The organism is Pseudomonas sp. RW10S2, assembly GCF_014268985.1.
Taxonomy (GTDB): Bacteria; Pseudomonadota; Gammaproteobacteria; order Pseudomonadales; family Pseudomonadaceae; genus Aquipseudomonas; species Aquipseudomonas wayambapalatensis.
Genome location: NZ_JABWRO010000063.1, coordinates 1 through 22,589, shown reverse-complemented (window position 1 = coordinate 22,589; position 22,589 = coordinate 1). Strand labels below are relative to the sequence as shown.

The following is a 22,589-nucleotide window of genomic DNA, read 5'->3' as shown; positions in this document are numbered from 1 at the left end:
CGTCGTCGGAAAAACGGAGAAACCGGGCGACCCTTCTCATGAGGCGACCTCATCACGATGGTGCCAGCGCGTGCCTTCGGCGCTGTCCTTCAACACCACGCCCGCTGCCTCCAGCTCCGCGCGCAAGGCGTCGGCCCGGACATAATCGCCATCACGCCGCGCCTGGTCTCTCAAAGCGACTAACTCCGCGATACGCTCCGCCGACAGACGGTTACTGGGAAGCGTATGCACGGTCTCCTGAAGCGTCGCCATCATGGACGACGGGGGCGCCTGCAACAGCCCCAGCATGGCAGCCGAGGCCCGCAAGCGAGCAGCAGCGCGCGGCGCCTCGGCAGCATCCGCATGGGTCGCGGCGATCGCCAGCTCGTGCAGACGAACCATGGCCTGCGGGACGTTCAGATCGTCCCGCAACGCCTCGATCAGGCGCGCATCGGGCTCGGCGTCTTGCTTGGCGTCGACACGCGCCAAAACCCTATACCAGCGCAGAAGCGTCTGACGGGCCTGACCGAGGCGCCGGTCATTCCAGTCGAGCGGCTTGCGATAGTGGGTGGCCAGCAGGGCGAGACGGATCGCTTCGCCCGGAGCGTGGACGAGCAGATCGCGCACCAGAAGGACATTGCCCAGCGACTTGGACATCTTCTGTCCATCGACGGTGACGAAGCTGTTGTGGACCCAGGTGTGGCAATAAAGCGCGCCATCGCGCGCGCAGCTGCCTTGCGCGATCTCATTTTCATGGTGCGGGAAGATCAGATCCTGCCCGCCGCCATGGATGTCGAGCGTGCCGCCGATGTGCCGCCCGATCATCGCTGAACATTCGACATGCCAACCGGGACGACCGCGGCCCCAGGGACTGCTCCAGCCCGGTCGGTCCGCCATCGAAGGCTTCCACAAAACGAAGTCAAGCGGGTTGCGCTTATAGGGTGCGACCTCCACCCGGGCCCCTGCCAGCATATCCTCGGGACGGCGCCCGGACAGTTGCCCATAGGCGGGCCAGGACGCGACGTCGAAGAGCACATCATGCTGCGCCACATAGGCATGACCCCGCACGATAAGCGCCTCGATCAACGCGATGATGTCGGGAATATGATCGGTGACGCGCGGCTCCAAATCCGGCGGCAATACACCGAGCGCCTGCATATCTTCGTGATAGGCCTCGATATAGCGCGTCGTGATGGCCGAGATCGGCAAGCCTGTTGCGGCCGCCGCCGCGTTGATCCTGTCATCCACATCGGTGAAGTTGCGTGCATAGATCAACTGTCCATGGTCGTGCCGCAGCAGACGGGCGAGCACATCGAAGACCAGAGCGGGTCGCGCATTGCCGATATGGGCGAAGTTGTAGACCGTCGGCCCACAGACATACATCGTGACCTGATCGGGTCGTTCCGTCTTGAGCGGTTCACGCGTGCGCGTGAGCGTGTTGTACAGGACGATCGGGGACGCCGCCTTCTGTACCGCGCCTATCGACATCATGTCTCGACCTCCCACGCCTGTGGAACGGCCTGCCGGAACGCATCGAACGTCTCTTCGATGGCCTGACGCTCCACGCCGCGCGTGATGAAGACCACGCGAGAGCGCCGGTCCTCATCCGGCCAGGCGGGAAGCGAAATTGGTGGATGAAAGATATGCTGCACGCCCTGAATGACGAACGGCCGGTCATGGCCTTCGATATGGAGGATGCCTTTGACCCGCAGGATATCGCTGCCGACGAAGCGCAGGAGCATCTCCAGCCACGCCGCCAGCACGACTTCCGGGATCGGTTCGTTCAACGAGAAACAAAAGGCGCGGATCTGATCGTCGTGCCGATTGACGTCATGTTCATGATGAGGACCATGGCCATGATGGTGCGCGTGATCGGCACCCTGTCCGTGGTAGTGATCGGAGGCATGCGTGTCACCCTTGACCGGTCTTTCATCGGCATAGGCTTCTTCGCGAAGCCAGCGCCTCACATTCGGCGTTTTGCCTTCGACCGCGTAGAAGCCCAGGTCCAGGAGAAGGTCGGGCGCCACCACACCGTCGCGGACGTCATAACGCGGCGCGGCCGGGTTGATCGCCTTCAGACGCTGTTCCAGTTCCGAGCGTCGTTCGGGAGCGATCAGATCGCCTTTGGTCAGCAACAGCACATCGGCCATCGCCGCCTGACGGACGGCTTCGGTCTGCCTATCCAGCGTTTCCCATCCCGTCGCCAGATCCAGCGCCGTGACGACCCCGTCCAGGCGGTACCGGGTCGCGACCTCCGGCTGGGTCATCAAGGTGTGGATGATGGGCGCCGGATCGGCGAGACCCGTGGTCTCAATCAACACGCGGTCATATTGACGCAGGCCTTCCCGTGAGAAGCGCCAATGGATGTCGCGCAGTGTGTCGATGAGATCACCCCGGATCGTGCAGCACAGGCAGCCGCTGCTCATCTCCATGACGACATGGTCGGTGCTGTGGGCGACGAGCCGATGGTCGAGCGCGACAGCGCCGAACTCGTTAATGATGACGAGCGCTGTGGCCAGCTCAGGCTGCTGCACGAGATGATTGAGGATCGTGGTCTTGCCGCTGCCGAGAAAGCCCGTCAGCAACGTAACGGGGATGCGCGAAGATAGAGAATTGCTCACCGTTCCTCTCCTTCGATGGTACCTGCCCACGCGACGGCATCATGCGGATGCAGGCTTTCTTCATGACGGACATGAACGCGAGGATTGAGGTATCCGTCGGCAAGCGCGCCATGAACCTTGCGGGCGGCGTCTTCGACAAACATCAGATTCTGTCCATTCAGGGCCGCAAAGGCCTGCTCGTCGACGCGCTTGACCGCCGTCTGCACCGGCGTGCCCAAGGCGTGCTCGATGCGGTCGATGAGCGCAGTCAGACCGAACGATCCGGTATGGGCCGGCAGATCGATGCGCACGACGGCGCGACTGCGCTGGCTGTGCGGCGTCGCCAGCGTCGCATGCCGGCGCAGCCAGTCGCCAACGTCTTCCGGCGCCAAGACATCCTGTCCCGCAAAGGTCTCGCGAAACGACTGCTCGACGAGTTGCCGGGATAAAGCCGCCGAACAAGGGCAGGTCGAGGCATAGACGATCTCGACCTGCAACTCGACAGTGATTAGCGGACCGACCTGTGTGGCCGTGATACGCACGGGATAGGACTTCCACCCCGACAAGCCCTGCGTCACCAGTGCCGGGCGGCGGATCAGCCAATCGAAGTGCAGGCGTACGCGCGCGCTGCGGCTACCGCAGTCACGATGGCTCTCGACCATGGCTTCCAACAACGTACACAGGCGCCTTGTGGTCAAAGCACCCTCGTCACTGAGCTGACCGACGAGACCGTAGAGCCGCGACATGTGAATGCCTTTGACATGCGCGAGCGGCAGATCGACGTGGGCATCGACGCGCGCGTGCACGTCCCAGCATCGGCCATCGTCGTCGACGGACAGGGGCAAGTCGATTCCCTGCATGCCGACCCAGTCCAGGGCGATCTGGCCGGGTGCGATATCGGTGACCGAAATATCTGGTAGCGTGGCGTGCATCATCAATCCCGTTGGCTGATCAAGCATCCAGCTGCGGCCAGTCGGGGAAAGGATTCTCCCAACGGGTCCACACCTTCGGGCCCTGCGCCATTTCTTCGTTGCTGAGCAGGCAGGCATCGAAGCGCGCGCACAGCGCCGCTTTATCCATATTCATACCGATCAGCACCAGTTCCTGACGCGCGTCGCCCACGCCTTCGACCCAATTCGCTTCGATCAGCGCGCGCGAATCGGAGTCCTGCGGCCAGCGCTCGCGCGGCACGGCCGCCCACCAGTAGCCGGCCGGGCCATGGCGAGCGACCGCGCCCGCCTGCGACCAATTCCCCGCCAGCGTGGGATGGCTGGCCAGCCAGAAAAAGCCCTTGGAGCGGACGACGCCGGGCCATTCGCTTTGCACCCACGCGAAGAAGCGCTGCGGATGAAAGGGACGGCGCGCCCGGTAGACGAAGTGACCGATGCCATATTCTTCGGTCTCGGGGGTGTGGCTGCCACGAAGCTCCTGGAGCCAGCCCGGCGCCTGCGCGGCCTGGTCGAAATCGAACAATCCGGTGTCGAGTACGCGGTCCAGGGGCACTTTGCCGAACTCCGCGACCTCGATCCGGGCGCGCGGATTGAGCGTGTGTAGGATGGCCATCAAGCGCTCACGGTCGGTCGCGTCAATCAGATCGACCTTGTTAAGGACGAGGACGTCGCAAAACTCGATCTGCTCGATGAGCAGATCGACCACCGTGCGTGCATCCTGCTCACCCAGTGATTCGCCGCGCGATTGCAAGCTGTCGCGCGAGCTGTAGTCACGCAGGAAATTGAAGGCGTCGACCACCGTCACCATCGTATCGAGCCGTGCGACGTCGGCCAAGGAGCGGCCATCCTCGCCGGCGAAGGTGAAGGTCTCGGCCACGGGGAGCGGTTCGGCAATGCCCGTGGATTCGATCACCAGATGATCGAAACGCCCCTCCTGAGCAAGCCGCCCGACCTCGACCAGCAGATCCTCGCGCAGCGTGCAGCAGATGCAGCCATTACTCATCTCGACGAGCTTTTCGTCGACCCGCGACAGTTCTGCCCCGCCGTCCCGGACAAGCGCCGCGTCGATATTGACCTCGCTCATGTCGTTGACAATGACCGCGACACACCGGTTTTCGCGGTTGTTCAGAATGTGGTTGAGCAAGGTCGTCTTGCCCGCGCCCAGAAAGCCGGACAGCACGGTTACAGGGAGTTTGCCATCCGACGCGGCATGGTCGGCTGTTTTCATGATCTCGATCTCGCGTATCAGTGAGGGATGGGCACGCTCACCCCGGCCTCGGTTTCCCGGTCCGTGCAAACGCCACATTGCCCATGCAGTTCGATGGTGGCCTGATCGGTCCGGAAGGCGCGCCCGCTCGCCCATTGGGCTAGGCACTGCGTCAGTTCGGGTGCGCTGAATTCATCGACCCGTCCGCACTGGTCACAGATGGCGAAGGCCCGTGCGTGGTGAGCGCAACGGCTGGGCTCCTGCGAGCAGGCGACCCAGGCGTTCAACGTCGCGAGCCTGTGGATCAACCCATCCTCGCGCAACCTCTCCAGAACGCGGTAGACCTGGGTCGGCGCATTGAAACCGTCACCGCGCAGGCGCTCCAGAAGCGCATAGGCGCTGAGCGGCCCCTCGGCGTGATGCAGGGCGGTCAGGACCTGTTGCTGTTGAGCCGTCAGCGGCATGAAGCGCTCCGTGCTGAAAAACAATCGATATGTAACGTTATAACATAACGTCTTGATGTTGAGAAGCCATCGAGGACGCCTTGCACGTTATCGACGGAATCATTTCCCTGCCGAACCGTCGCATCGATAGGGTTGGCAGCGGTCAGGCAGGAGGCTCGCGCGATCCGCCAAGATTGCGAACGGCGTACAGCGCGCAGCTATAGAGAGGGCGACCGGTGAGCAATCGATGCAGGCGGCTCACGACCCGGGATGTCAGGCCGGACCGGCGGGCCACGTCGTAGGTCTGGCGCAATACGAGGCCTTCGTCGAGCTGGATCAGGTCCGCCGGATCTCTCACTCCCCAGCTGAAATGGCCGCCTATTTTTCGAACGCTTCGGTTGCGGTGGCCCTGGTTCACCATGAAAGGAGAAGCAAGATCCAGTGCAAAGAGAAGCATCGAACCCTTTCGCCGCGATTCGCCACAGAGATCGCGTATCCAGCTTTGTGCTGATACAGGGTCGAGATACATGGAAACCCCTTCGGCGAGGACCAGGACCGCTCTTCCAGGTCGCCATGAAACGAGGCGGGACCAGGCGGTCACATCTGTCCCGTCGGCGGCCACGTTGCGGACGTGCGGCAGCGGCGCCACCAGGGCGTCCCGGAGGGCAATGACCTGCGGCAGATCGATGTCGATCCAGTCGATATCGGGTGTCAACCCGATGCGATGGGCGCGCGTATCCAGACCGGAGCCGATCGACACGACCAGTCCATCGGGTTCCGCATGAACGAACGCCCGGGCCACCGAGTCGAACCATTTCGCGCGCACGATCGCGCCGCGCATGCTTGCCCGATCATCCGCGAACTGGGCAGGGACAAACGCCAGAGCGGCGGCGATGGCCTCCGCCGACGGGTCAGAAAAATTCAGATCGGGATTGTGCTTGGGCGCCAGTGCCCGGGCGGCCAAGGTGATCAAGAGGGTTTGCGATACGCCCTTGAGTTTGGAAGTCGCAATGTTTCCCGTCATCTCGTCCATATCGTCCCGTCCGTGGACTGATCGCCTCGTCATGGCATCCGTGTCATGAGACGGCGGTTCAACCGCTTCGCGCCGCGCGTGGTATTGTATGAGCCGTGACGTTATAACGTTACGTCTCTGCCGTAAATGCTTTCACGGGCATGCCGCTTCGAAAGGCTAAAACCGATGTCACCCACCATTCCGCAGGATTACGAACAATGGCGTCACTGCATCACCGTCGAATGCGGCATTGCGCTCACGCCGGCATTCGTACGCGGGCGCCTGTCCGTCTGGCGCCTGTCCGAGCAGGAAGAGACACGCCGATTTCGGCGCCTTTATGGAGACGCGCATTGGCGCCAGATAGTAGACTGGTTCGAGCGCGCGGAACGCGAATGGGACGAAGATCCACGCGATGGGCAGCCGCGTTGATGCACGCACGTCAGCGTGTGTGTTGAACGGAAGCCATGGCGCCGATCCTCTCTATTCTCTCAAGGGTCAATGACGTGACATCGCGGCGAACCTTTCTTCACTCTCTCCTTCTCGGCGCAGGCGCGGCAACACTGGGCGCGCGTGTCTACGCCCGGCAGACACCATCGCCCGCGCGCGAAAGGCCGAAAAAGGGATTGGCCGGTGCGGCCCCGATCGCGTCCGGGCTGACGACGGCCTGGTACTATGACTGGGGCGTCCATCCCGTGTCCAAAGGGATGGCCGAACGCGACAGTTCGATGCGGTTCGTGCCGATGATCTGGGGCCTGGACGGCCATACGCAATCGGCGCTGGACGCCTTGCGCAACCGGAAACTCCCGGTGTTGTTCGGCTTCAATGAACCGGATCATCACGACCAATCCAATCTGACGGTCGAACAGGCCCTCGACGCCTGGCCGAAGTTCGCAGGCATCGCCAACGATCTGGTCGCGCCTTCCTGCGCGCAGCCGCATCAATCCTGGATGCAGCGCTTCGTCGAAGGTGCCGGGAATCGCGGTCTCCACTTCGATTCTATCGGCTTCCACCATTATGGATCGGCGAATCCGCATGACTTCATTGGCCTCTTGACCCATGTCCACGACATGTACCGCAAGCCGATCTGGGTCACCGAGTTTGGTTGCGTCGACTGGCAAGCGCATGGCGGACGACGCAACCGCTACACCGAATGCGATGCGATCCGGTTCATCGAAACGGTCTGCCCCTTCATGGAGCGCGCCGAGTGGGTGCGTGGCTACGCCTGGTACCCATGGGGGAAAGCCGGCGCGGGCGGTCCCCTTCCAGTCTCTGCTTTTTTCCAGCCGGACGGCACGCTGACCGACGCCGGATTGGCCTACGCGGCGGTGTAGTGTGCCCGGTGCCGACAGGCGCAAGCCCGATCGTGCCCGTCGTTCGGCGTTCAGATCGTTCAAAGAACATGAAAGGGAACAGGGCCGGCCAACGGTGGAGCGGGCCGGCCCCGGTCGGCGCGGATGGATGACACACCGACTTGATCTCAATGATACTTTATATCATTGGGATCAAGCCCAATCGTGATTGGCCGAAGTGGGAGATGAGGATCGTGCGGTTATGGTCGATTCGACGCGCCGATTTCACAGCTGCGGTTTGACGACCCTCTTGCCGTCGTCGCGGCAGCTCTGCTTTTCAACAAAAAAGAACTGCTGCCTTCGGACTTTTCTACGCATCGTCCGCTATCAATTCTGGAGCGTGTGCCCATGGCCGCCGATAGCCTAGACCATGATGCTGCCGATTTCCTCGATGCGATGCGCGATGCCCATGATCATCTATGCCGATTCGTCCTTTCTCGGTTGAAGGAAGGGTGCGCTCCGTGGGAGATTGCATCGGAGCTTACTCGCGAAGCCGAGCATGCCCGGACATGGTGTATCGGACGTTACGGATCGTCAGATCCATGATCCCCGCTTGTCGTCGGCCATCTTGGAGGACAACTACGTAACTTCTCGCTCTAGCGCACTGATCAAGCGTTTCTCACAGTGCGTCCGCCGAGGCCGAACCTGCCCCCAGGCTACGACCTCGGTACCCACGCTCATGTACATGGACACCGCCTATTGTCCTACCGGCTCTTCCATCCATGTCGGATCGTTGTGGCGCGCAATAGAGAACGTGTCCTGAAACGATTTTCCCGCACAAACGTCGAGGCCAGCGGCTATTTCGCCCTGGCTTTCTTCCTAAATCCGCGATCCCCGGCCATGAACGCTTCCAGCATATGCGGGATCAGTGTCGCGGCATCGACGGCTTCGCCATAAGTCTGTGCGTGCATGCTGGCATAGCGATCCAACTCGGCCTTGAGCGCGGCCGGGCAGAGAAAACTGATCCGGGTGGACGCGCTGCTCGGCAACGGGCCGAGCCGCAAAGAGCGTGTCGTCATGGCGTTGTGCCTCCATCGACAAACAGGGGTCGGTAAGGCCGAAGCACCAGATCGGATCGAACGATGATCCGCACCGGCAGCCCCGGCCGCTCGGTGAGCGTGGGTTGAAGGTTCAGATTGCGGCGCGTCAGTTCCTGGCCCGCCTGGTTCACGCTGTCCTGCAGGCTGTCGCGCCCGGCGAGGAGGATGCGGTCGCCGTTACGGTTCTCGGGCGCGGCCAGTTCGGCCCCGACACCCAGCACGCTCGTCAAGGCCGCCCCGGCGACGAGCCGCCGCCAGTGCCAATCCACGCCGTCTTCCAGGCCGGCATAGCCGGCCGGATCGGTGCCCGCGAGATTGTCGAGCGTGATCGAGGACGTGTCGGGCAGGATGATCCGGTTCCACACGACCTGCGCGCGACTCTGCCCGTAGCTCACCTGACTGTTATATTTGCCCAGGAGCCGGGAGCCTTGCGGGATCAGCAGCGTGTGCCCCGTGGCCGTGTCGTAGACCGGCTCCGTTACGCTCGCGATCACGTCACCCGGCACGTCGGACTTGATCCCCGTCACGAGCGCGGCGGCTATCACCGTGCCGGCCATGACCTGATAGGGTGACGCGGGCATCTGCAGGTTTGCGCTATTGCGGATTTCCGGTTTTGCGCGTGTGAGGAATGCCTCTTTCTGGTCCTGCCGGTTCTGCACGGCGGTCGGATCGGCAGGTGCCGCGCCCGCCATCGTCGGCGGCATAGCCCAAGCCAACGCATCGAGATCGGCGAGCGTGGCCGTGGACGGTGCCGTCGTCGACCCGGACCCGGCCACGCCCTGTTCCGGAGTTCCAGCACCCGGTTGACCGGTCCGGAAGAACACCGCAGAGCCCGCGGCGGCATCCGCTTCCTTCTGCCGGGCGTCGCGATCGCCCGCGCCTCCACCGTCCCCGGGTGCGGTATAGCGCGCTGCCACAGGCGTGTTCAGCATCGGTGGACCGAGATCCCCTGGCAAGGGTGGACCCAGCGGTGGGACATCGGCGGGCTTGGGCGACACCTTGGTGTAATCGGCCGGCAACTGGTCCAGTTCGCCGGCCCGTGGCACGCGATCGACGTTATACAACTCGGTCGCGTCGTTGCCATTATGTCGATGCGGCTGGAGCGACCAGAGCGCAGCACCCAGCACCGCGCTCGCCAGAGCGCCGCAGAGCCAGGCCAGGGTGCGGCGATTGAGCCGCATCACGGCTGGCGGCTGCGCGCGCAACGCGACCGCCTCGGGGGCCATCTTGGGGGCCACGGGCGCGTCGGCTGACGACGCGGTTTCTTCGGCGCTCATGACCCGCTCCCCGGGCTGCGGGTGGCTGCACCATTGGTTGCGTCGGTGCGCTCGATGCGTACGACGTCGCCATGCTTCTCATCCTTACCCCCACCCAGGCGCAGTTCGGCCGCGCCGAACAGCCGGTCGACGATGTAATACGGGCTGCGGAATCGGTAGTTGACCAGCTCGCCATCACCTTGCGGGCCGATGACGAACAAGGGCGGCAGTTCGCCCTGCGCGATGCCGGGTGGAAAGGCGATATAGACCTTCTGTCCGTCGTCGAAGGCGCGCAGCGGTTTCCAGGGTGGGTTGCCGCCCGTGATCGCATAGCGGAAATGCAGGGATTCGAGCGCCACGCCCGTGGTCACCGGTATGGCCGCCTCAGCCTCCTGATCCTGACGTTCCAGCGCGATCATCTCGTCTTGGGGATAGTGCCAGGAGACTGACGCCATCCAGGCCGTGTCGGTGGCAGTCAGCTCGATCAGATAGGTGCGCCGGCTGGTGGTGATGACCAGATTGGTCTTCAGACCCGTGCGGATGGGCTTGACCATGACATGCACGCGCCGTGTTTCGCCACTGCCGCTGGCGGTGTCGCCCACGATCCAGCGCACGGTGTCGCCCGCCGCGACCGTCACCAACGTTTCGCCCGGTTGCAACGCGATCACCGTCACCCGGCCCGGTGCGGTATAGACCTGATAGAGCGCGCCGTCGGTGAAGGGCCAGACCTGGATCGCATTGACATACCCCTCGCGCGTGGGCGCCACCCGCGCCTCGGCATTGGCCCGGGTCACGCGCTCGCGATGGTCCGCCGGATCGCGCGGTGGTGTCGCGCTAACGGTGTCGCCATGATCGGTGTCGTGCGTCGTATCCCGGCCGGCCTCGGGCAGCGGCTTCATCTGTCCCGGCAGCGGCAGGACGGTCGGCACCTCGACCACCTGCACAGGTTTCGGGGGATCGGGAATCGGCTGCGCCTGCACGGGCGTGTCAAGCGCGATCGACGGCGGCGGTTTGCCGTGCGTGGCGCAGCCGGTCATCGCCCCCAAGAAAAACGGGACGAGCGATGCGAGCAGCACCGGAAACCCGGTCGCGCGGTTCGATGTGGGCTTCATGGGGTGGCTCCTTCGGACGGCTCCAGCTCGCGGCTCCACGACAGACCATTGACGTAGATGCCGAGCGGATTGGCGCGCAACCTGGCTTCGGTGCGCGGGGTTTGCAGAACGATGGCGATGACCGCGTTCCATCGTTCGGTGCTGGCGGTCGCGCCATCGACGACATGGGTTTCGGTCCAGCGCACGGCGAACGAGCTGGGGCTCGCCCGCACTACGCTCATGACCTGTACGGTGACGTTCTCCTTGCCGATCCGCGCGAAGGGATCGCGCGTGCGGGCAAAGTCGTTGAGTACGGCCGCCCCCTGATCGGTGGTGTAGGCATAGGCATCGAGCCAGTTCTGACGCACCACCACCGGATCGATCGAGAGCGAGCGCACCAGGGTGATGAAGTGCGCCAGGTGATAGGCGATCTGCGCATCGGCCGGCCGGTAGGGCGTGGCGGCCTCGCCCACGGCACGGACGTCGCCGGTGCGGTCCACCTCGACCACATAGGGCGTGACGAAAGATTGCGCCGAACGCCACACCAGACCGCCCGCCATCAGGAGCGCGAGGGCGAGGCAGCCAAAGGCCATGAGGCGCCAGTGTCTGGCCTGCACACGGGCCGATCCGATCCGCTCGTCCCAGAGCTGGGCGGCGGCTTGATAGGGGGTTGCGGGCGATGGCGTGGTCGCAAAGCGCATTTGAGGTCGGCGGAATCGCATAAGGTCTCCATCACTCGTCGGAGGGGTTCAGGCGTGGCCCTTGGCCGGCGCCTCCGCCGTCGCCCCCGCGCAGCGTGTTGGCGGCGGTGCTGGCCGCATGCGTGAGCTGTTGACGGCGGTGCAGGCGTTTGGCCCAGGCCGGCTGTTTCGTGGACTCGCGATCGGCGGGTTCGGTGTCGCTCGCGGAGCCTGACGGTCCCGATGCGCCGCTTGCCGAGGCACCCGATCGGCTGTCGCCGCGGAAGGCGTCGGCGACGCGGGCGCCGGCCGAACGCACCCCGGAGGCGGCCTTCTGTCCGGCCGTCTGTGCGCCCGCCCGGGCGACATTGCCCAGCCCCGCCGCGACGCCGCGTGCCCCGCCACCGGCGGCCGATGCCCCGCTTCGATACGCGGCGTTCGCGTGACCGGCGGTCGATGCGGCCGCGCGCGCGCCGCGCCCGAGTGCACCGGCCGCCGCCGGCGCCATCCGGGCACCCGCCATGACCGCCGCGCCGGCACCCGTGGCCGCCGCACCCAGGGCGACCGCGGTACCGGTCGCACCAAGTGCCGCACCGGCCATCGCGCCTGCACCGAGTTGCGGCGCACCGGACACGAGCCCGGTCGCGATGCCCGGTCCGAAGATGCCCAGCGCCAGCAGCGACAACGAGGCCAACATGATCACCAGCGCGTGGTCGATCGTCGCATCGGCGGGCGTGGTGTGGAACTCGCCGAACAAGCCCGTGCCGATGCCGACGATGACGGCGAGCACGAGGACCTTGACGCCCGAGGACACGACGTTGCCCAGCACCTTTTCGGCGAGAAAGGCGGTCTTGTTCCACAAGGCGAAGGGCACGAGCACGAAACCGGCGAGCGTGGTCAGCTTGAACTCGATCAAGGTCACGAAGAGCTGCACCGCCAGCACGAAGAAACACAGGATCACGACGAACCAGGCGAGGAACAGCACGACGATCACCGTCAGATGTACGAACACTTCGGGGAAGCCCGCGAGCGTGCCGATCTGCTTGAGGATGGGCGCGGCGGCATCGATCCCGGTCTTGGCGAGGCGTCCGGGTTGCAGGAACCGGTCCATCGGCACGCTCGACGCCGACGCCTTCAGTCCGAGCCCGGCGAAGGAGCGAAAGACGATACCGGCGAGCACATTGAAATGACCGATGATGAAGGCGAAGGCGCCGACATAGAGGATCTTGCGAATGAGCTTGGCCATGACGTCCTCGCCCTGGCCGCCCGCATGGGCGAGCGCCCACCACAGGCCCGCCAGCGTCATGTCGATCGCGACCAGCGTCGCGGACAGCCAGGCGACCTCGCCATGAACCAGGCCGAAGCCGGAATCGATGTAGCGCGAGAAGGTGTCGAGGAAATGGTCGATGACCGTCACGTCATCCATGATCGATCTCCTGACAGCCAATCATCCTGCGCGTGATGCCTCGGTTTCCCGAACGACCGGGAACAGCGACCGGGTCGATGTCTTTCATCGTCGTCCCCTCAGTCGCCGTAGAAATGCACGGGCTGCGGCGTGTAGGGCGTGCCTTGGCCGAGGAAGCGGCGCGTGACCTCGCGACCACGTTCGGTCGCTGCCGCCTGGCGGGCCAGTTCGAGCGCGGCGGCGCGATCCTGGGTCAGTTGCAACTGCTGCGACTGGATCGACTGCTTGGCCTGGAGCGCGAGCAACTGGTTGGTCGCCTGCATCGCTTGCAGCGCGCCGGTGGCCGACTGACTGCGCGAGACCAGATCGGCGAGCACGCCTTCGTCGGCGTCGAGGTTGTGCGCGACCTGGGACTGCATCTGCATGGCGGTCTGCAGACCGGTCAGCGTGTGTTGCCAGCGCGCGCGGGCGTCCTGCACCATCTGGTCGCCACTGACGGCCGCATCATATTGCTGCGGATAGAGCCGCGCGAAGTCGGCATCGGTCTGCTGGACGTCGAAGGCCATGCCTTGCGCGCGCGTGATGAGCTGGCGGGTCGTGGCGAGGTTGGCGCGCAGACGGTTCGTCACGTCCGACGGCAGGCTCGCCAGATTGCGCGACTGGTTGATCAGCGACTGCGCTTCGTTCTGCAGTTGCCGAACCTGATTCTCGATCTGCTGAAGCGCGCGCACCGCACCCAGCGTGTTCTGCACATAATTGGCGGCATCGAAGACAGGGATGGCGCGTGCGGGCAGCGCGAGCATCAGCGCGCCGGACAGCACGCTCGCGACGGTCACCGCGCGTGCGACGGACAGGAAACGAGGACTAGCGACACGGATCGTCATGACGAAACCTCCTCGGAAGCATCGGAAACGGGAGTCAGAGGTGTTGTGGAACCCGGCGGACGGCGCGATAAGGATGCGGGTGAGCCGGGATAGGCCGGCAACAGATCGGCGGCCCAGTCGAGACCGCGATGGCGCAGCCAGGCGGAGGCGAAGCCGGAAGCGCCCGCCCCGGCGAGCACGCGCTCGATGTCACGCTGGTCGGGCGGCGTCGAGGCCCCGGCGAAGGCGAGCGCCACGGGACCGAGATCGAGGTCGAAGAGGCGGTTGCCGACGCGCGACTGGTAGTAATAGTCATGCTTGGGCTGCGCGGTCGCGACGATCTCGATCTGGCGACGGTTCAGCCCGAAGCTTTCGTAGATCGAGCGGATCTGCGGCTCGACGGCCTGCGGATTGGGCAGGAAGATGCGGCTCGCGCAGCTCTCGATGATCGCGGGCGCAATACTCGACTGCTGCACGTCGGCGAGCGACTGGGTCGCGAAGATTACCGAGACGTTCTTCTTGCGCAGCGTCTTGAGCCATTGACGGATCCGCGCGGCGAACACCGGGTCGTCGAGGAACAGCCAGGCCTCGTCGAGAATGAGGAGCGTCGGCGCACCATCGAAACGCGCGTCGAAGCGGGCGAAGAGATAGCCGAGCACGGCGAGCACCGCCGCGCGGCTCGTCATCAACTCTTCCATCTCGAAGCACTGCACGTCGGCGAAGCCCAGCCGGTCGTGATCGGCATCGAGCAGACGGCCGTGCGCTCCGCCGAGCACATAGGGCGCCAGCGCCTGGCGCAGGCTATTCGATTGCAGCAGCACCGAGAAGCCGGTCAGGGTGCGCTGCTCGACAGGCGCACCGGCGAGGTTGGCGAGCGCCGACCAGGTCGCCGCCTTCTCGTCCGGACCGACGGCCACGCCTTCGTGGCGCAGGCGCGCTTCGATCCACTCGGCCGCCCACGTCCGGTTCGCGTCGCGATTGATGCCGGCGAGCGGCTGGAAGGCGATGGCGCCGTCGCTGCCGAGGTCATAATGTTCGCCGCCCAGGCCCAGCACGGTCGCACGCATCGAGCGGCCCATGTCGAAGGCGAGGATGCGCGAGCCGGGATAGCGGCGAAATTGCAGGGCGAGGAGCGCAAGCAGCACCGACTTGCCCATGCCGGTGGGACCGGCGACCAGCATGTGACCGACATCGCCGACATGGGTGACGAGCCGGAACGGCGTCGCGCCCTCGGTGCGGGTGACGATCAGCGGCGGCCCATCGAGATGGGCGTTGCGCTCGGGGCCCGCCCACACGGCCGAGAGCGGCATCAGGTGCGCGAGATTGAGCGTGGAGACGATCGGCTGGCGAACGTTGGCGTAGGCATGGCCCGGGATCGAGGACAGCCACGCGTCCACCGCGTTGAGCGTTTCGGGCATCGTGACGAAGCCGCGCGCCTGGATGACGCGTTCGACCTGCCGGCGCTGCTCGTCGGCCGTCGCGGCATCGACATCGCTCACGGTAACCGTGGCGGTCAGATAGCCGAAGGCGACCTGATCGCTGCCCAGTTCCTGCAAGGCGGCATCGGCATCGGCCGCCTTGTTGCCTGCGTCGGTATCGACGAGCGGGCTTTCCTGCTGGAAGACGGTTTCGCGCAGCAGCGCGAGCACGTTCTTGCGCTTGACGAACCATTGCCGGCGCAGCCGGCGCAACTCCTTCTCGGCCTCGGCCTTGTTTATGCACAGGAAGCGCGTGGACCAGCGATAGGCGAAGCCGAGCCGGTTCAGGTCGTCGAGGATACCCGGCCAGGTCGCGGTCGGAAAACCGCGCACCGTCACCACGCGCAGGTGTTCGTTGCCGAGCATGGGGGCGAGCCCGCCCGTGAGCGCTCGATCGGCGAGCAGCGTGTCGAGATGGAACGGTACTTCAGGAACGGCGACGGCGTAGCGACGGGTCGAGACGGTCGCATGCAGATAGGTCAGCGTCCCGCCGTCGTCGAGCCAGGCCAGCTCCGGCATCACGCCGTCGAGCAGATCGAACAGACGATCGGTTTCCGCAACGAAGGCGATGAGGCGCTCGCGCCAGTCCACGCCGCTCGCCGCGCGGTGCTCGTAGAGCAGGTGCGCCGCCCGCGCACGCGATTCCTCGGGCGGCAGATACTGGAGCGTGAGGTGATAGGCGCTCTCGTAATGGCGGCCCGACTCCGAGAAGGCCGCGCGCCGTTCCTCGTCGACCAGCCAGGAGAGCGGCTCCGGGAAGACCGATCCGGGATAGTCAGGGGCGGGCCGGCGCGCGGCTTCCACATAGAGCGCCCAGCCCGACCCCAGGCGGCGCAGCGCATTGTTCAGCCGCGCTGTGGTTGCGATCAATTCACCGGGAGTCGCGCTGTCGAGATCGGGCCCCCGAAAGCGCGCGGTGCGCTGGAAGCTGCCGTCTTTGTTCAGGACGACACCCGGGGCGACCAGACCGGCCCAGGGCAACCAGTCGGCGAGGCCGGCCGGACGCTGACGATATTCGGCGAGATGCAGCATGGCCTGTCCCTTACGCGTCCAGCAGCGGCTTGTGCCGCATGTGCCGGATGAAGACGGTCATGAACTGGGGATCGACGCGCGCGCCCCAGACGGCGAGCGTGTGGCCGACGATCCAGAGCGCGAGGCCAGCCAACCACAATTGCAAACCCAGGCCGAGGGCGGCGGCGAGCGTGCCGTTGGCGATCGCGACGGTGCGCGGCGCACCGCCGAGCAGAATGGGTTCGGTGAGCGACCGGTGCAGCGGCACCTCGAAACCGGGGGCTTCGCCCGAGGCCGGACCGATCGGCATGGCATTGTCCAGGCTCATACGAGCGCTCCGCCCGAGAAGCCGAAGAAAGACAGGAAGAAGCTCGATGCCGCGAACGCGATCGACAGGCCGAAGACGATCTGCAGGAGCTTGCGAAAGCCCCCGCTGGTGTCGCCGAAGGCCAGTGCGAGGCCCGTCGAGATGATGATGATGACCGCGATGATCTTCGCCACCGGCCCCTGGATCGATTCCAAGATCGATTGCAGCGGGCTTTCCCACGGCATCGACGAGCCCGCCGCCTGAGCCGCCGTCGTCAGTCCTGCGGCGAGTGCCGTGGGCGTCAGGGTCCGCACCCCCGCCAAGAGTCGCGAACGTGCCGATGGCGGCCACGGAATCGACGCGACGATGGCGCGCGTGTGGGTTAGGCGTGTCGATGTCATGACACATCTCCTGAAGCATGGGATGAGGGGCGGATGTCGTCGAGCTGGTAACCGTCAGCCGTGATGCCGATGACGCGCGTGATGCGGTCGATGCGTCGCTGGCGGCCCCGACCGGTCAGATGGATGACGATGTCGACCGCTTCAGCGATGAGCGCGCGGGGCGCGGTGACCGCGACTTCGAGGATCAGCTGCTCCAGGCGCAGCAGCGCGCCGGCGGCGGAATTGGCATGGATCGTAGCGATGCCACCGGGGTGTCCCGTGCCCCAGACCTTGATCAGATCGAGCGCCTCGCCGCCACGCACCTCGCCGACGATCACGCGATCGGGGCGCAGGCGCAGCGTCGCGCGCACCAGGTCGGTCATCGTCACGACGCCCGCGCGGGTGCGCAGCGGCACATGGTCCCGGGCCACGCATTGCAGCTCGACCGTGTCTTCGAGCACCAGCACCCGGTCGCCCGTGGCGGCGATCTCGGCGAGCAGTGCGTTAGCGAGCGTGGTCTTGCCGGTGCTGGTGCCGCCGGCGACGAGAATGTTCCGCCGGTCCTGAACCGCGGCGCGCAGGAAGGCGGCTTGCGCCTCGGTCATCATGCCCTCGGCGACATAGCGTTCCAGCGGGATCACGCCGACCGCGCGCTTGCGTAACGCGAAGGCGGGGGCGGGTGACGCGGGCGGCAGGATGCCTTCGAAGCGCTCGCCGGTCTCGGGCAGCTCGGCGCTCAACAGTGGCCGACCGCGATGGACTTCCGCGCCGACATGGGCCGCGACCAGGCGGATGATGCGTTCGCCGTCGCTTTCGGGCAGCGACTGCCCGAGCGGCGCGCGCCCCGTGGACAGGCGATCGATCCACAGCGAGCGATCGGGGTTGAGCATGATCTCGACGATGTCGGGATCCTCCAGCGCGCCGGCGATGAGCGGACCCATCGCCGTGCGCAGCATGGCGATGCGCCGGTCGAGCGAGGTGGCGTGCGGTGAGGCGGCGGCTTTCACGACGTACGCTCCGACACGTCCATCGCACTGCTCACGGAGTGGTCGCTATCCCGAGCACGGCCTCCGGGTTCGAATTCCTGCGCCACGTCGCGCACGAGGCTGCGCCCGCGCAGCAGGTGTCGGCCCAGCTGCTCGACGAACTGCTCGAAGCGCGCCTTGCCCTGCGCGCGAGCCGCCTCCTGATGCGCTTCGGGGACAGGCGTACTGACGGTGAGCGTGTAGCGCACGAAGAGCGCGAGCGTCTCGATCCCGATGCTCTGATCACGCTCGATCCGTTCGATCTGTCGTGACAGGCGATCCAGCCGCCGGGCGATGGCCGTCTCGCGCTGGTGATCGGTGTCGGTCGCCAGCCACGCGGCGAGCGCCGCCGCGACGATTGAGGATTTCGACACGCCCTTCTTCGCGGCGAGTTCGTCCAGGCGCCGGGCATGCTCGGGCTGGATGAAGAGGTTCAGACGGTATTGGCTCATAGCGCGACCCCGTCGTCCGGATCGAGCGCGGCGAGCCGCGCGGTGCGCTGCAGGGCCGGATCGAGGTGGACGGGAAACGGCGACGTCGGCTCGTCGTCATCGAGCACCGCCAGATCGCTCGCGGTCACGCTCGGTTCGACGGCAAAGCCGGTCACCTCGTGCAGTTCGGGCTGCTGACGCGGGCCGCCTTCGTCGGCGGTGTTCGCGCCGAAGACGGCGCCGATCGGTGCGTCCGGTGCGGTCGGCGCAGACGGCACGGACGGCACGGTAGGCATGGCGCGTCCACGCCAGTCGTCGGGCCGGTGCGGCGGTGCATCGATATAGCGGCCGAGATTGAGCGACGGCGGCGGCAGGATGCGGCGCTTGAAATGCGCGTCGGCGTAATAGCGCAGCTTCTTCGCCCGGATCGGTGGCGTGCTGCCGACCATCACCACGGCCTCGTTCGGCGGCAATTGCATGACTTCGCCCGGCGTGAGCAGCGGTCGCGCCGTTTCCTGGCGCGAGACCATCAGATGACCGAGCCAGGGCGCCAGTCGATGGCCCGCATAGTTGCGCTGCGCGCGCAGTTCGGTGGCGGTGCCCAGCGTTTCCGAGATGCGTTTGGCCGTGCGCTCGTCATTGGTCGCGAAGGTCACGCGCACATGGCAATTGTCGAGGATCGAATGGTTCTGCCCATAAGCCTTGTCGATCTGGTTGAGCGACTGGGCGATGAGGAAGCTGCGGATGCCGTAGCCGGCCATGAACGCGAGTGCGGTCTCGAAGAAGTCCAGACGGCCGAGCGCGGGAAATTCGTCGAGCATCAAGAGCAGCGGATGACGGCGCGCGATGCCGTCGCTGCCGTCGAGCGATTCGGTCAAACGCCGGCCGATCTGGTTGAGGATCAGGCGCACGAGCGGTTTCGTGCGACTGATGTCGGACGGCGGCACGACCAGATAGAGCGACACGGGATGGTCGGCGGCGATCAGATCGGCGATGCGCCAGTCGCAGCGCGAGGTGACTTCGGCAACTGTCGGATCGCGGTACAGGCCGAGAAAGGACATGGCGGTGGACAGCACGCCCGAGCGCTCGTTGTCGCTCTTGTTGAGCACTTCGCGCGCTGCCGACGCGACGACGGGATGCGGGCGGCCTTCGCCATTACCGTCGCCGTCGAGATGACACGTCGTCATCATCCGGTGTAGCGTCAGTTCGAACGGGCACGCCGGGTCGGACAGGAAATTGGCGACGCCGCGCAAGGTCTTGTCCTCGCCAGCATAGAGGACGTGCAGGATGGCGCCGACCAGCAGCGCATGACTGGTCTTCTCCCAGTGATTGCGGCGTTCGAGCGCGCCTTCGGGATCGACCAGGATGTCGGCGATGTTCTGCACGTCGCGCACTTCGTTCGCGCCACGCCGCACTTCGAGCAGCGGGTTGTAGGCGGCCGAGCGCGGGTCGGTCGGGTTGAACAGCAGGCAGTGGGAGAAGCGTGCGCGCCAGCCGGCCGTGAGCGTCCAGTTCTCACCCTTGATGTCATGGACGACGGTCGAGCCCGGCCAGCTCAGCAAGGTGGGAATGACCAGCCCGACGCCCTTGCCCGAGCGCGTCGGCGCGAAGCTCAGCACATGTTCGGGGCCTTCGTGACGCAGATAGCGCTCGCCGAACCGGCCGAGAAAGACGCCGGCCGCGCGGTCGAGCCCGGCCTTGCGCACGTCGGAGGCGTTGGCCCAGCGTGCCGAGCCGTAGGTCGTGACCCGACGGGACTGGCGTGCGCGCCACACCGACAGCCCGATCGCCACGAGCGCGGCGAGCAGACCGCTGCCGCCCGCGATGGCGCCCCCGAGATTGAAGATGCGCGGTGCATAAGCACCGTACGAAAACCACCAAAGGAACAATTGCCACGGCCGGTAGACCGGTCGGCCGAACGCCGCGAACCACGGCGCACCCAGTTCAGGCTGATAGCCCAGGTGCACGGCCGTCCATTGCGTGGCGACCCATACGCCGGTGAGCGCGACACCGACGACGATGGCCGAATGGGTGACGAGGATGCCGTGCTGGCTGGTGGTCTGGGCCGGCATGTCCGAGCCTCCTGCATGCTGAGAGGCGTCATCGGGAATTCGTGCTGGAGCACGGCCGAGAACGCGTGACAGAGGCGAGGATCGGGGCGGTTGCGCGGACCGGTCAAAGGCCGATGCAGCGGCGATTAAGGCCGAAAAAGCGGGACGTCATGCTCAGGCGAAGACAAACAAAACGCCGCGAACGCAGGCGCGATGCGGCGTAGAGGACTACTGAAGACGTTTTTTCTGCTGGCGACGCGAATACGGACGGATCAGTGGGCTTTGTAGCCGGGATAGTTTCCGAAGAACCGGTTGTTTCGCGCTTCGGCAGCACGCAGACACAGCGCGTCGGAGACTTTCTCGCGCTCCTCGCGACACAATCGTTCGACCTCCTTCAGCCGATCCGGGTCGGCGGTGAGCGAGGCCACCGTATCCTTCGGGGTAGAAGGTCCGCAGGCGGTCAATGACGCGACGACCAGACAGGTCGCCAGCGAGACGATCGATCGTTTCATAAAGATGCCTCCTTGTCGGGTTCGGATGAATTGGCCGGGACGGGCGACGCCGGCTCGGATTCCAGTGACGCCACGCGCTCGATGAAGCGGCTCACCGCGTCCGTCGGATCGGCATCGCGGCGAAGGACATAGGTGGTGAGCATGGCGTTCGGCCCGACGGGCCCCGCCAGCGGTCGCCCCACGATATCGGGCGCGCGGCTCGCGCCGATCTGCGATGCGCCGACCAACGCCAGCGCGAAACCGGCCGAGACCATCGCCATCATCAGATCGAATGACGACACGCGTTCGGCAATGAGTGGTTCAGCCTGGATCGAGCGCAGCACGCGTTCTATCTGTTGTTGATACCCCTCAAACAGACGGGCGTCACACATGACCAATGGATAGCGCATCAGCTCGTCGAGCGGGATGCGCGCATGTGCCAACAGGGGGTGGCGCGCGGGAATGGCGACACGCAAGGGGTCGCTCCACGCCGGCTCGACCAGAATGCCGTCGCCGGCATGATCCGATTGGGCGAAGCCGACGTCATAGAGATCGTCGTGCAACCCACGGACTTGCTGGGCTAGCGAGACCTCGGAAAAATGAATGGCGATCTCCGGATCTTCCTGTCGGCATTGGGCCATCAGAGATGACAAGCGAGGTGGCGTGATCCCGTCCGACAGCGCGATGCGCAATTGCCCGTCGTAACCGGCCGCCGCCGCACGAACACTGGAACGCGCCTGTTCCAGCGCCGTGAACACGCGCGGCACGTGATCGAGGAACAGGCGCCCGGCCCGGGTCAGGCGCGTACTTCGTGTGGTGCGCACGAAGAGCGCCGTGCCCAGTTCCTCTTCCAGCTCCTTGATCGTTCGAGACAGCGGCGACTGATCGACATGAAGGCGTTCGGCCGCGCGACCGAAATGCAGTTCTTCGGCAACCGCCACAAAGCAACGAAGATGTCGTAGCTCCATAGAACCTATCCAGCAACGAACGTAAGTTTCGTCGCAACGACCTGCGCCCTCCGTACCTACAGTCCGACACACCAAGTGGCGAATTCAATCATCCCTTTGTCGAATAGACATGGTCCGCAAAAATACGTATCATCGAACCATGACCGATGCCGATCACCCCAAACGACGCGATATTCGCCTCGAATCCGTTCTTGCCGCCCTGGGAAGCCCTCTTCGCCTCGCCGCCCTTCGCATGATCGCCGAAGGCGGTGAGCATCCCTGCAACGCCGTCCTTCCCACGGTGAAGAAATCGACGCTCACCCATCATTTCCGGATCTTGCGAGACAGTGGCGTCGTCTGGCAGCGCCGCGTAGGTCAAAGCTATCAACTATCGCTTCGCCGGGAAGATCTCGATGCGCGTTTTCCTGGGCTGCTCGATGCGATCCTGGCGCCCCTCCAATATGATCCACTGACGCGCGCGTCCTTGTCCGACTATGCCGCATAACCACGCCTCCTCACACGGCGATGGGTCGGAGCGTCAAGTTTTCGATCTCTTTCGGTACGGAGGCGAGGCATCGGGGGGGGGGGGGGGG

The 22,589-nt window shown here is 65.3% G+C and carries 23 protein-coding genes; 3 read left to right on the top strand and 20 right to left on the bottom strand.

Features of this window, described 5'->3' with window-relative positions; genetic code table 11:
* Positions 1-36: 36 nt before the first annotated feature.
* The 6 genes from cysS to HU729_RS14940 form a co-directional block, all read right to left on the bottom strand.
* Complete coding sequence (gene cysS / locus HU729_RS14965; protein ID WP_238348383.1) at positions 37-1,470, bottom strand: cysteine--tRNA ligase; 1,434 nt, start codon at positions 1,468-1,470, stop codon at positions 37-39.
* Positions 1,467-2,600, bottom strand: a complete 1,134-nt coding sequence (locus HU729_RS14960) for a GTP-binding protein (protein WP_186710771.1) — start codon at positions 2,598-2,600, stop codon at positions 1,467-1,469. The genes cysS and HU729_RS14960 overlap by 4 nt, the downstream gene beginning before the upstream one ends.
* Positions 2,597-3,511: a GTP cyclohydrolase FolE2 gene (gene folE2, locus HU729_RS14955; RefSeq protein WP_186710770.1), complete on the bottom strand. Its 915-nt coding sequence runs from the start codon at positions 3,509-3,511 to the stop codon at positions 2,597-2,599. The genes HU729_RS14960 and folE2 overlap by 4 nt, the downstream gene beginning before the upstream one ends.
* 19 nt (positions 3,512-3,530) lie before the next feature.
* On the bottom strand, positions 3,531-4,757 hold the full coding sequence (gene zigA / locus HU729_RS14950) for a zinc metallochaperone GTPase ZigA (RefSeq protein ID WP_186710769.1): 1,227 nt from the start codon (positions 4,755-4,757) through the stop codon (positions 3,531-3,533).
* Positions 4,758-4,774: 17 nt separating this feature from the next.
* Positions 4,775-5,200 (bottom strand): Fur family transcriptional regulator, encoded by a 426-nt coding sequence (locus HU729_RS14945; RefSeq protein ID WP_186710767.1) that lies wholly within the window; start codon positions 5,198-5,200, stop codon positions 4,775-4,777.
* A gap of 142 nt (positions 5,201-5,342) precedes the next feature.
* Positions 5,343-6,212 carry a class I SAM-dependent methyltransferase gene (locus tag HU729_RS14940; RefSeq protein ID WP_186710766.1) on the bottom strand — a complete coding sequence of 290 codons (870 nt, stop codon included), beginning with the start codon at positions 6,210-6,212 and terminating at the stop codon, positions 5,343-5,345.
* Between the two features lie 165 nt (positions 6,213-6,377).
* On the opposite strand from HU729_RS14940, the gene HU729_RS14935 reads away from it, so the two are divergent.
* Together HU729_RS14935 and HU729_RS14930 are read left to right on the top strand one after the other, a co-directional pair.
* Positions 6,378-6,620, top strand: a complete 243-nt coding sequence (locus HU729_RS14935) for a hypothetical protein (RefSeq protein WP_186710764.1) — start codon at positions 6,378-6,380, stop codon at positions 6,618-6,620.
* Between the two features lie 35 nt (positions 6,621-6,655).
* Positions 6,656-7,522 carry a glycosyl hydrolase gene (locus tag HU729_RS14930; protein ID WP_186710763.1) on the top strand — a complete coding sequence of 289 codons (867 nt, stop codon included), beginning with the start codon at positions 6,656-6,658 and terminating at the stop codon, positions 7,520-7,522.
* Between the two features lie 815 nt (positions 7,523-8,337).
* Here the strand turns inward: HU729_RS14930 and HU729_RS14925 are convergent.
* The 14 genes from HU729_RS14925 to HU729_RS14860 form a co-directional block, all read right to left on the bottom strand.
* Complete coding sequence (locus tag HU729_RS14925) at positions 8,338-8,559, bottom strand: DUF2274 domain-containing protein (RefSeq protein WP_186710762.1); 222 nt, start codon at positions 8,557-8,559, stop codon at positions 8,338-8,340.
* The gene (locus tag HU729_RS14920; RefSeq protein ID WP_186710761.1) at positions 8,556-9,857 is read right to left on the bottom strand and encodes a TrbI/VirB10 family protein; all 1,302 of its coding nucleotides are present in this window, start codon (positions 9,855-9,857) and stop codon (positions 8,556-8,558) included. Before HU729_RS14920 ends, HU729_RS14925 begins: the two co-directional genes overlap by 4 nt.
* On the bottom strand, positions 9,854-10,873 hold the full coding sequence (trbG, locus tag HU729_RS14915) for a P-type conjugative transfer protein TrbG (protein WP_238348384.1): 1,020 nt from the start codon (positions 10,871-10,873) through the stop codon (positions 9,854-9,856). The genes HU729_RS14920 and trbG overlap by 4 nt, the downstream gene beginning before the upstream one ends.
* Before the next feature lie 71 nt (positions 10,874-10,944).
* Positions 10,945-11,649: a conjugal transfer protein TrbF gene (gene trbF / locus HU729_RS14910; protein WP_186710759.1), complete on the bottom strand. Its 705-nt coding sequence runs from the start codon at positions 11,647-11,649 to the stop codon at positions 10,945-10,947.
* Between the two features lie 10 nt (positions 11,650-11,659).
* Positions 11,660-13,033 (bottom strand): P-type conjugative transfer protein TrbL, encoded by a 1,374-nt coding sequence (trbL, locus tag HU729_RS14905; RefSeq protein WP_186710757.1) that lies wholly within the window; start codon positions 13,031-13,033, stop codon positions 11,660-11,662.
* A 98-nt stretch (positions 13,034-13,131) separates the two neighbouring features.
* Complete coding sequence (gene trbJ, locus HU729_RS14900; protein WP_186710755.1) at positions 13,132-13,896, bottom strand: P-type conjugative transfer protein TrbJ; 765 nt, start codon at positions 13,894-13,896, stop codon at positions 13,132-13,134.
* Positions 13,893-16,385, bottom strand: coding sequence for a conjugal transfer protein TrbE (trbE, locus tag HU729_RS14895; RefSeq protein WP_186710749.1), 2,493 nt, complete (start codon positions 16,383-16,385; stop codon positions 13,893-13,895). The genes trbJ and trbE overlap by 4 nt, the downstream gene beginning before the upstream one ends.
* A gap of 10 nt (positions 16,386-16,395) precedes the next feature.
* Positions 16,396-16,674 carry a VirB3 family type IV secretion system protein gene (locus HU729_RS14890; protein WP_186710782.1) on the bottom strand — a complete coding sequence of 93 codons (279 nt, stop codon included), beginning with the start codon at positions 16,672-16,674 and terminating at the stop codon, positions 16,396-16,398.
* 14 nt (positions 16,675-16,688) lie between these two features.
* Positions 16,689-16,985, bottom strand: a complete 297-nt coding sequence (locus HU729_RS14885) for a TrbC/VirB2 family protein (RefSeq protein WP_346655302.1) — start codon at positions 16,983-16,985, stop codon at positions 16,689-16,691.
* 83 nt (positions 16,986-17,068) lie between these two features.
* Complete coding sequence (gene trbB, locus HU729_RS14880) at positions 17,069-18,007, bottom strand: P-type conjugative transfer ATPase TrbB (protein ID WP_186710778.1); 939 nt, start codon at positions 18,005-18,007, stop codon at positions 17,069-17,071.
* A 47-nt stretch (positions 18,008-18,054) separates the two neighbouring features.
* Positions 18,055-18,528 (bottom strand): ribbon-helix-helix protein, CopG family, encoded by a 474-nt coding sequence (locus HU729_RS14875; RefSeq protein ID WP_186710747.1) that lies wholly within the window; start codon positions 18,526-18,528, stop codon positions 18,055-18,057.
* Positions 18,525-20,579 carry a conjugal transfer protein TraG gene (locus tag HU729_RS14870; protein ID WP_186710745.1) on the bottom strand — a complete coding sequence of 685 codons (2,055 nt, stop codon included), beginning with the start codon at positions 20,577-20,579 and terminating at the stop codon, positions 18,525-18,527. Before HU729_RS14870 ends, HU729_RS14875 begins: the two co-directional genes overlap by 4 nt.
* A 251-nt stretch (positions 20,580-20,830) precedes the next feature.
* Entirely contained in the window at positions 20,831-21,070 is a 240-nt protein-coding gene (locus tag HU729_RS14865; RefSeq protein WP_186710744.1) for an EexN family lipoprotein, read from the bottom strand.
* Positions 21,067-22,017 (bottom strand): LysR family transcriptional regulator, encoded by a 951-nt coding sequence (locus HU729_RS14860; protein WP_186710743.1) that lies wholly within the window; start codon positions 22,015-22,017, stop codon positions 21,067-21,069. The genes HU729_RS14865 and HU729_RS14860 overlap by 4 nt, the downstream gene beginning before the upstream one ends.
* A gap of 139 nt (positions 22,018-22,156) precedes the next feature.
* Here HU729_RS14860 and HU729_RS14855 point away from each other — a divergent pair, with 139 nt between their 5' ends.
* On the top strand, positions 22,157-22,501 hold the full coding sequence (locus HU729_RS14855; protein WP_186710742.1) for a helix-turn-helix domain-containing protein: 345 nt from the start codon (positions 22,157-22,159) through the stop codon (positions 22,499-22,501).
* The last annotated feature ends 88 nt before the right edge of the window (positions 22,502-22,589 follow it).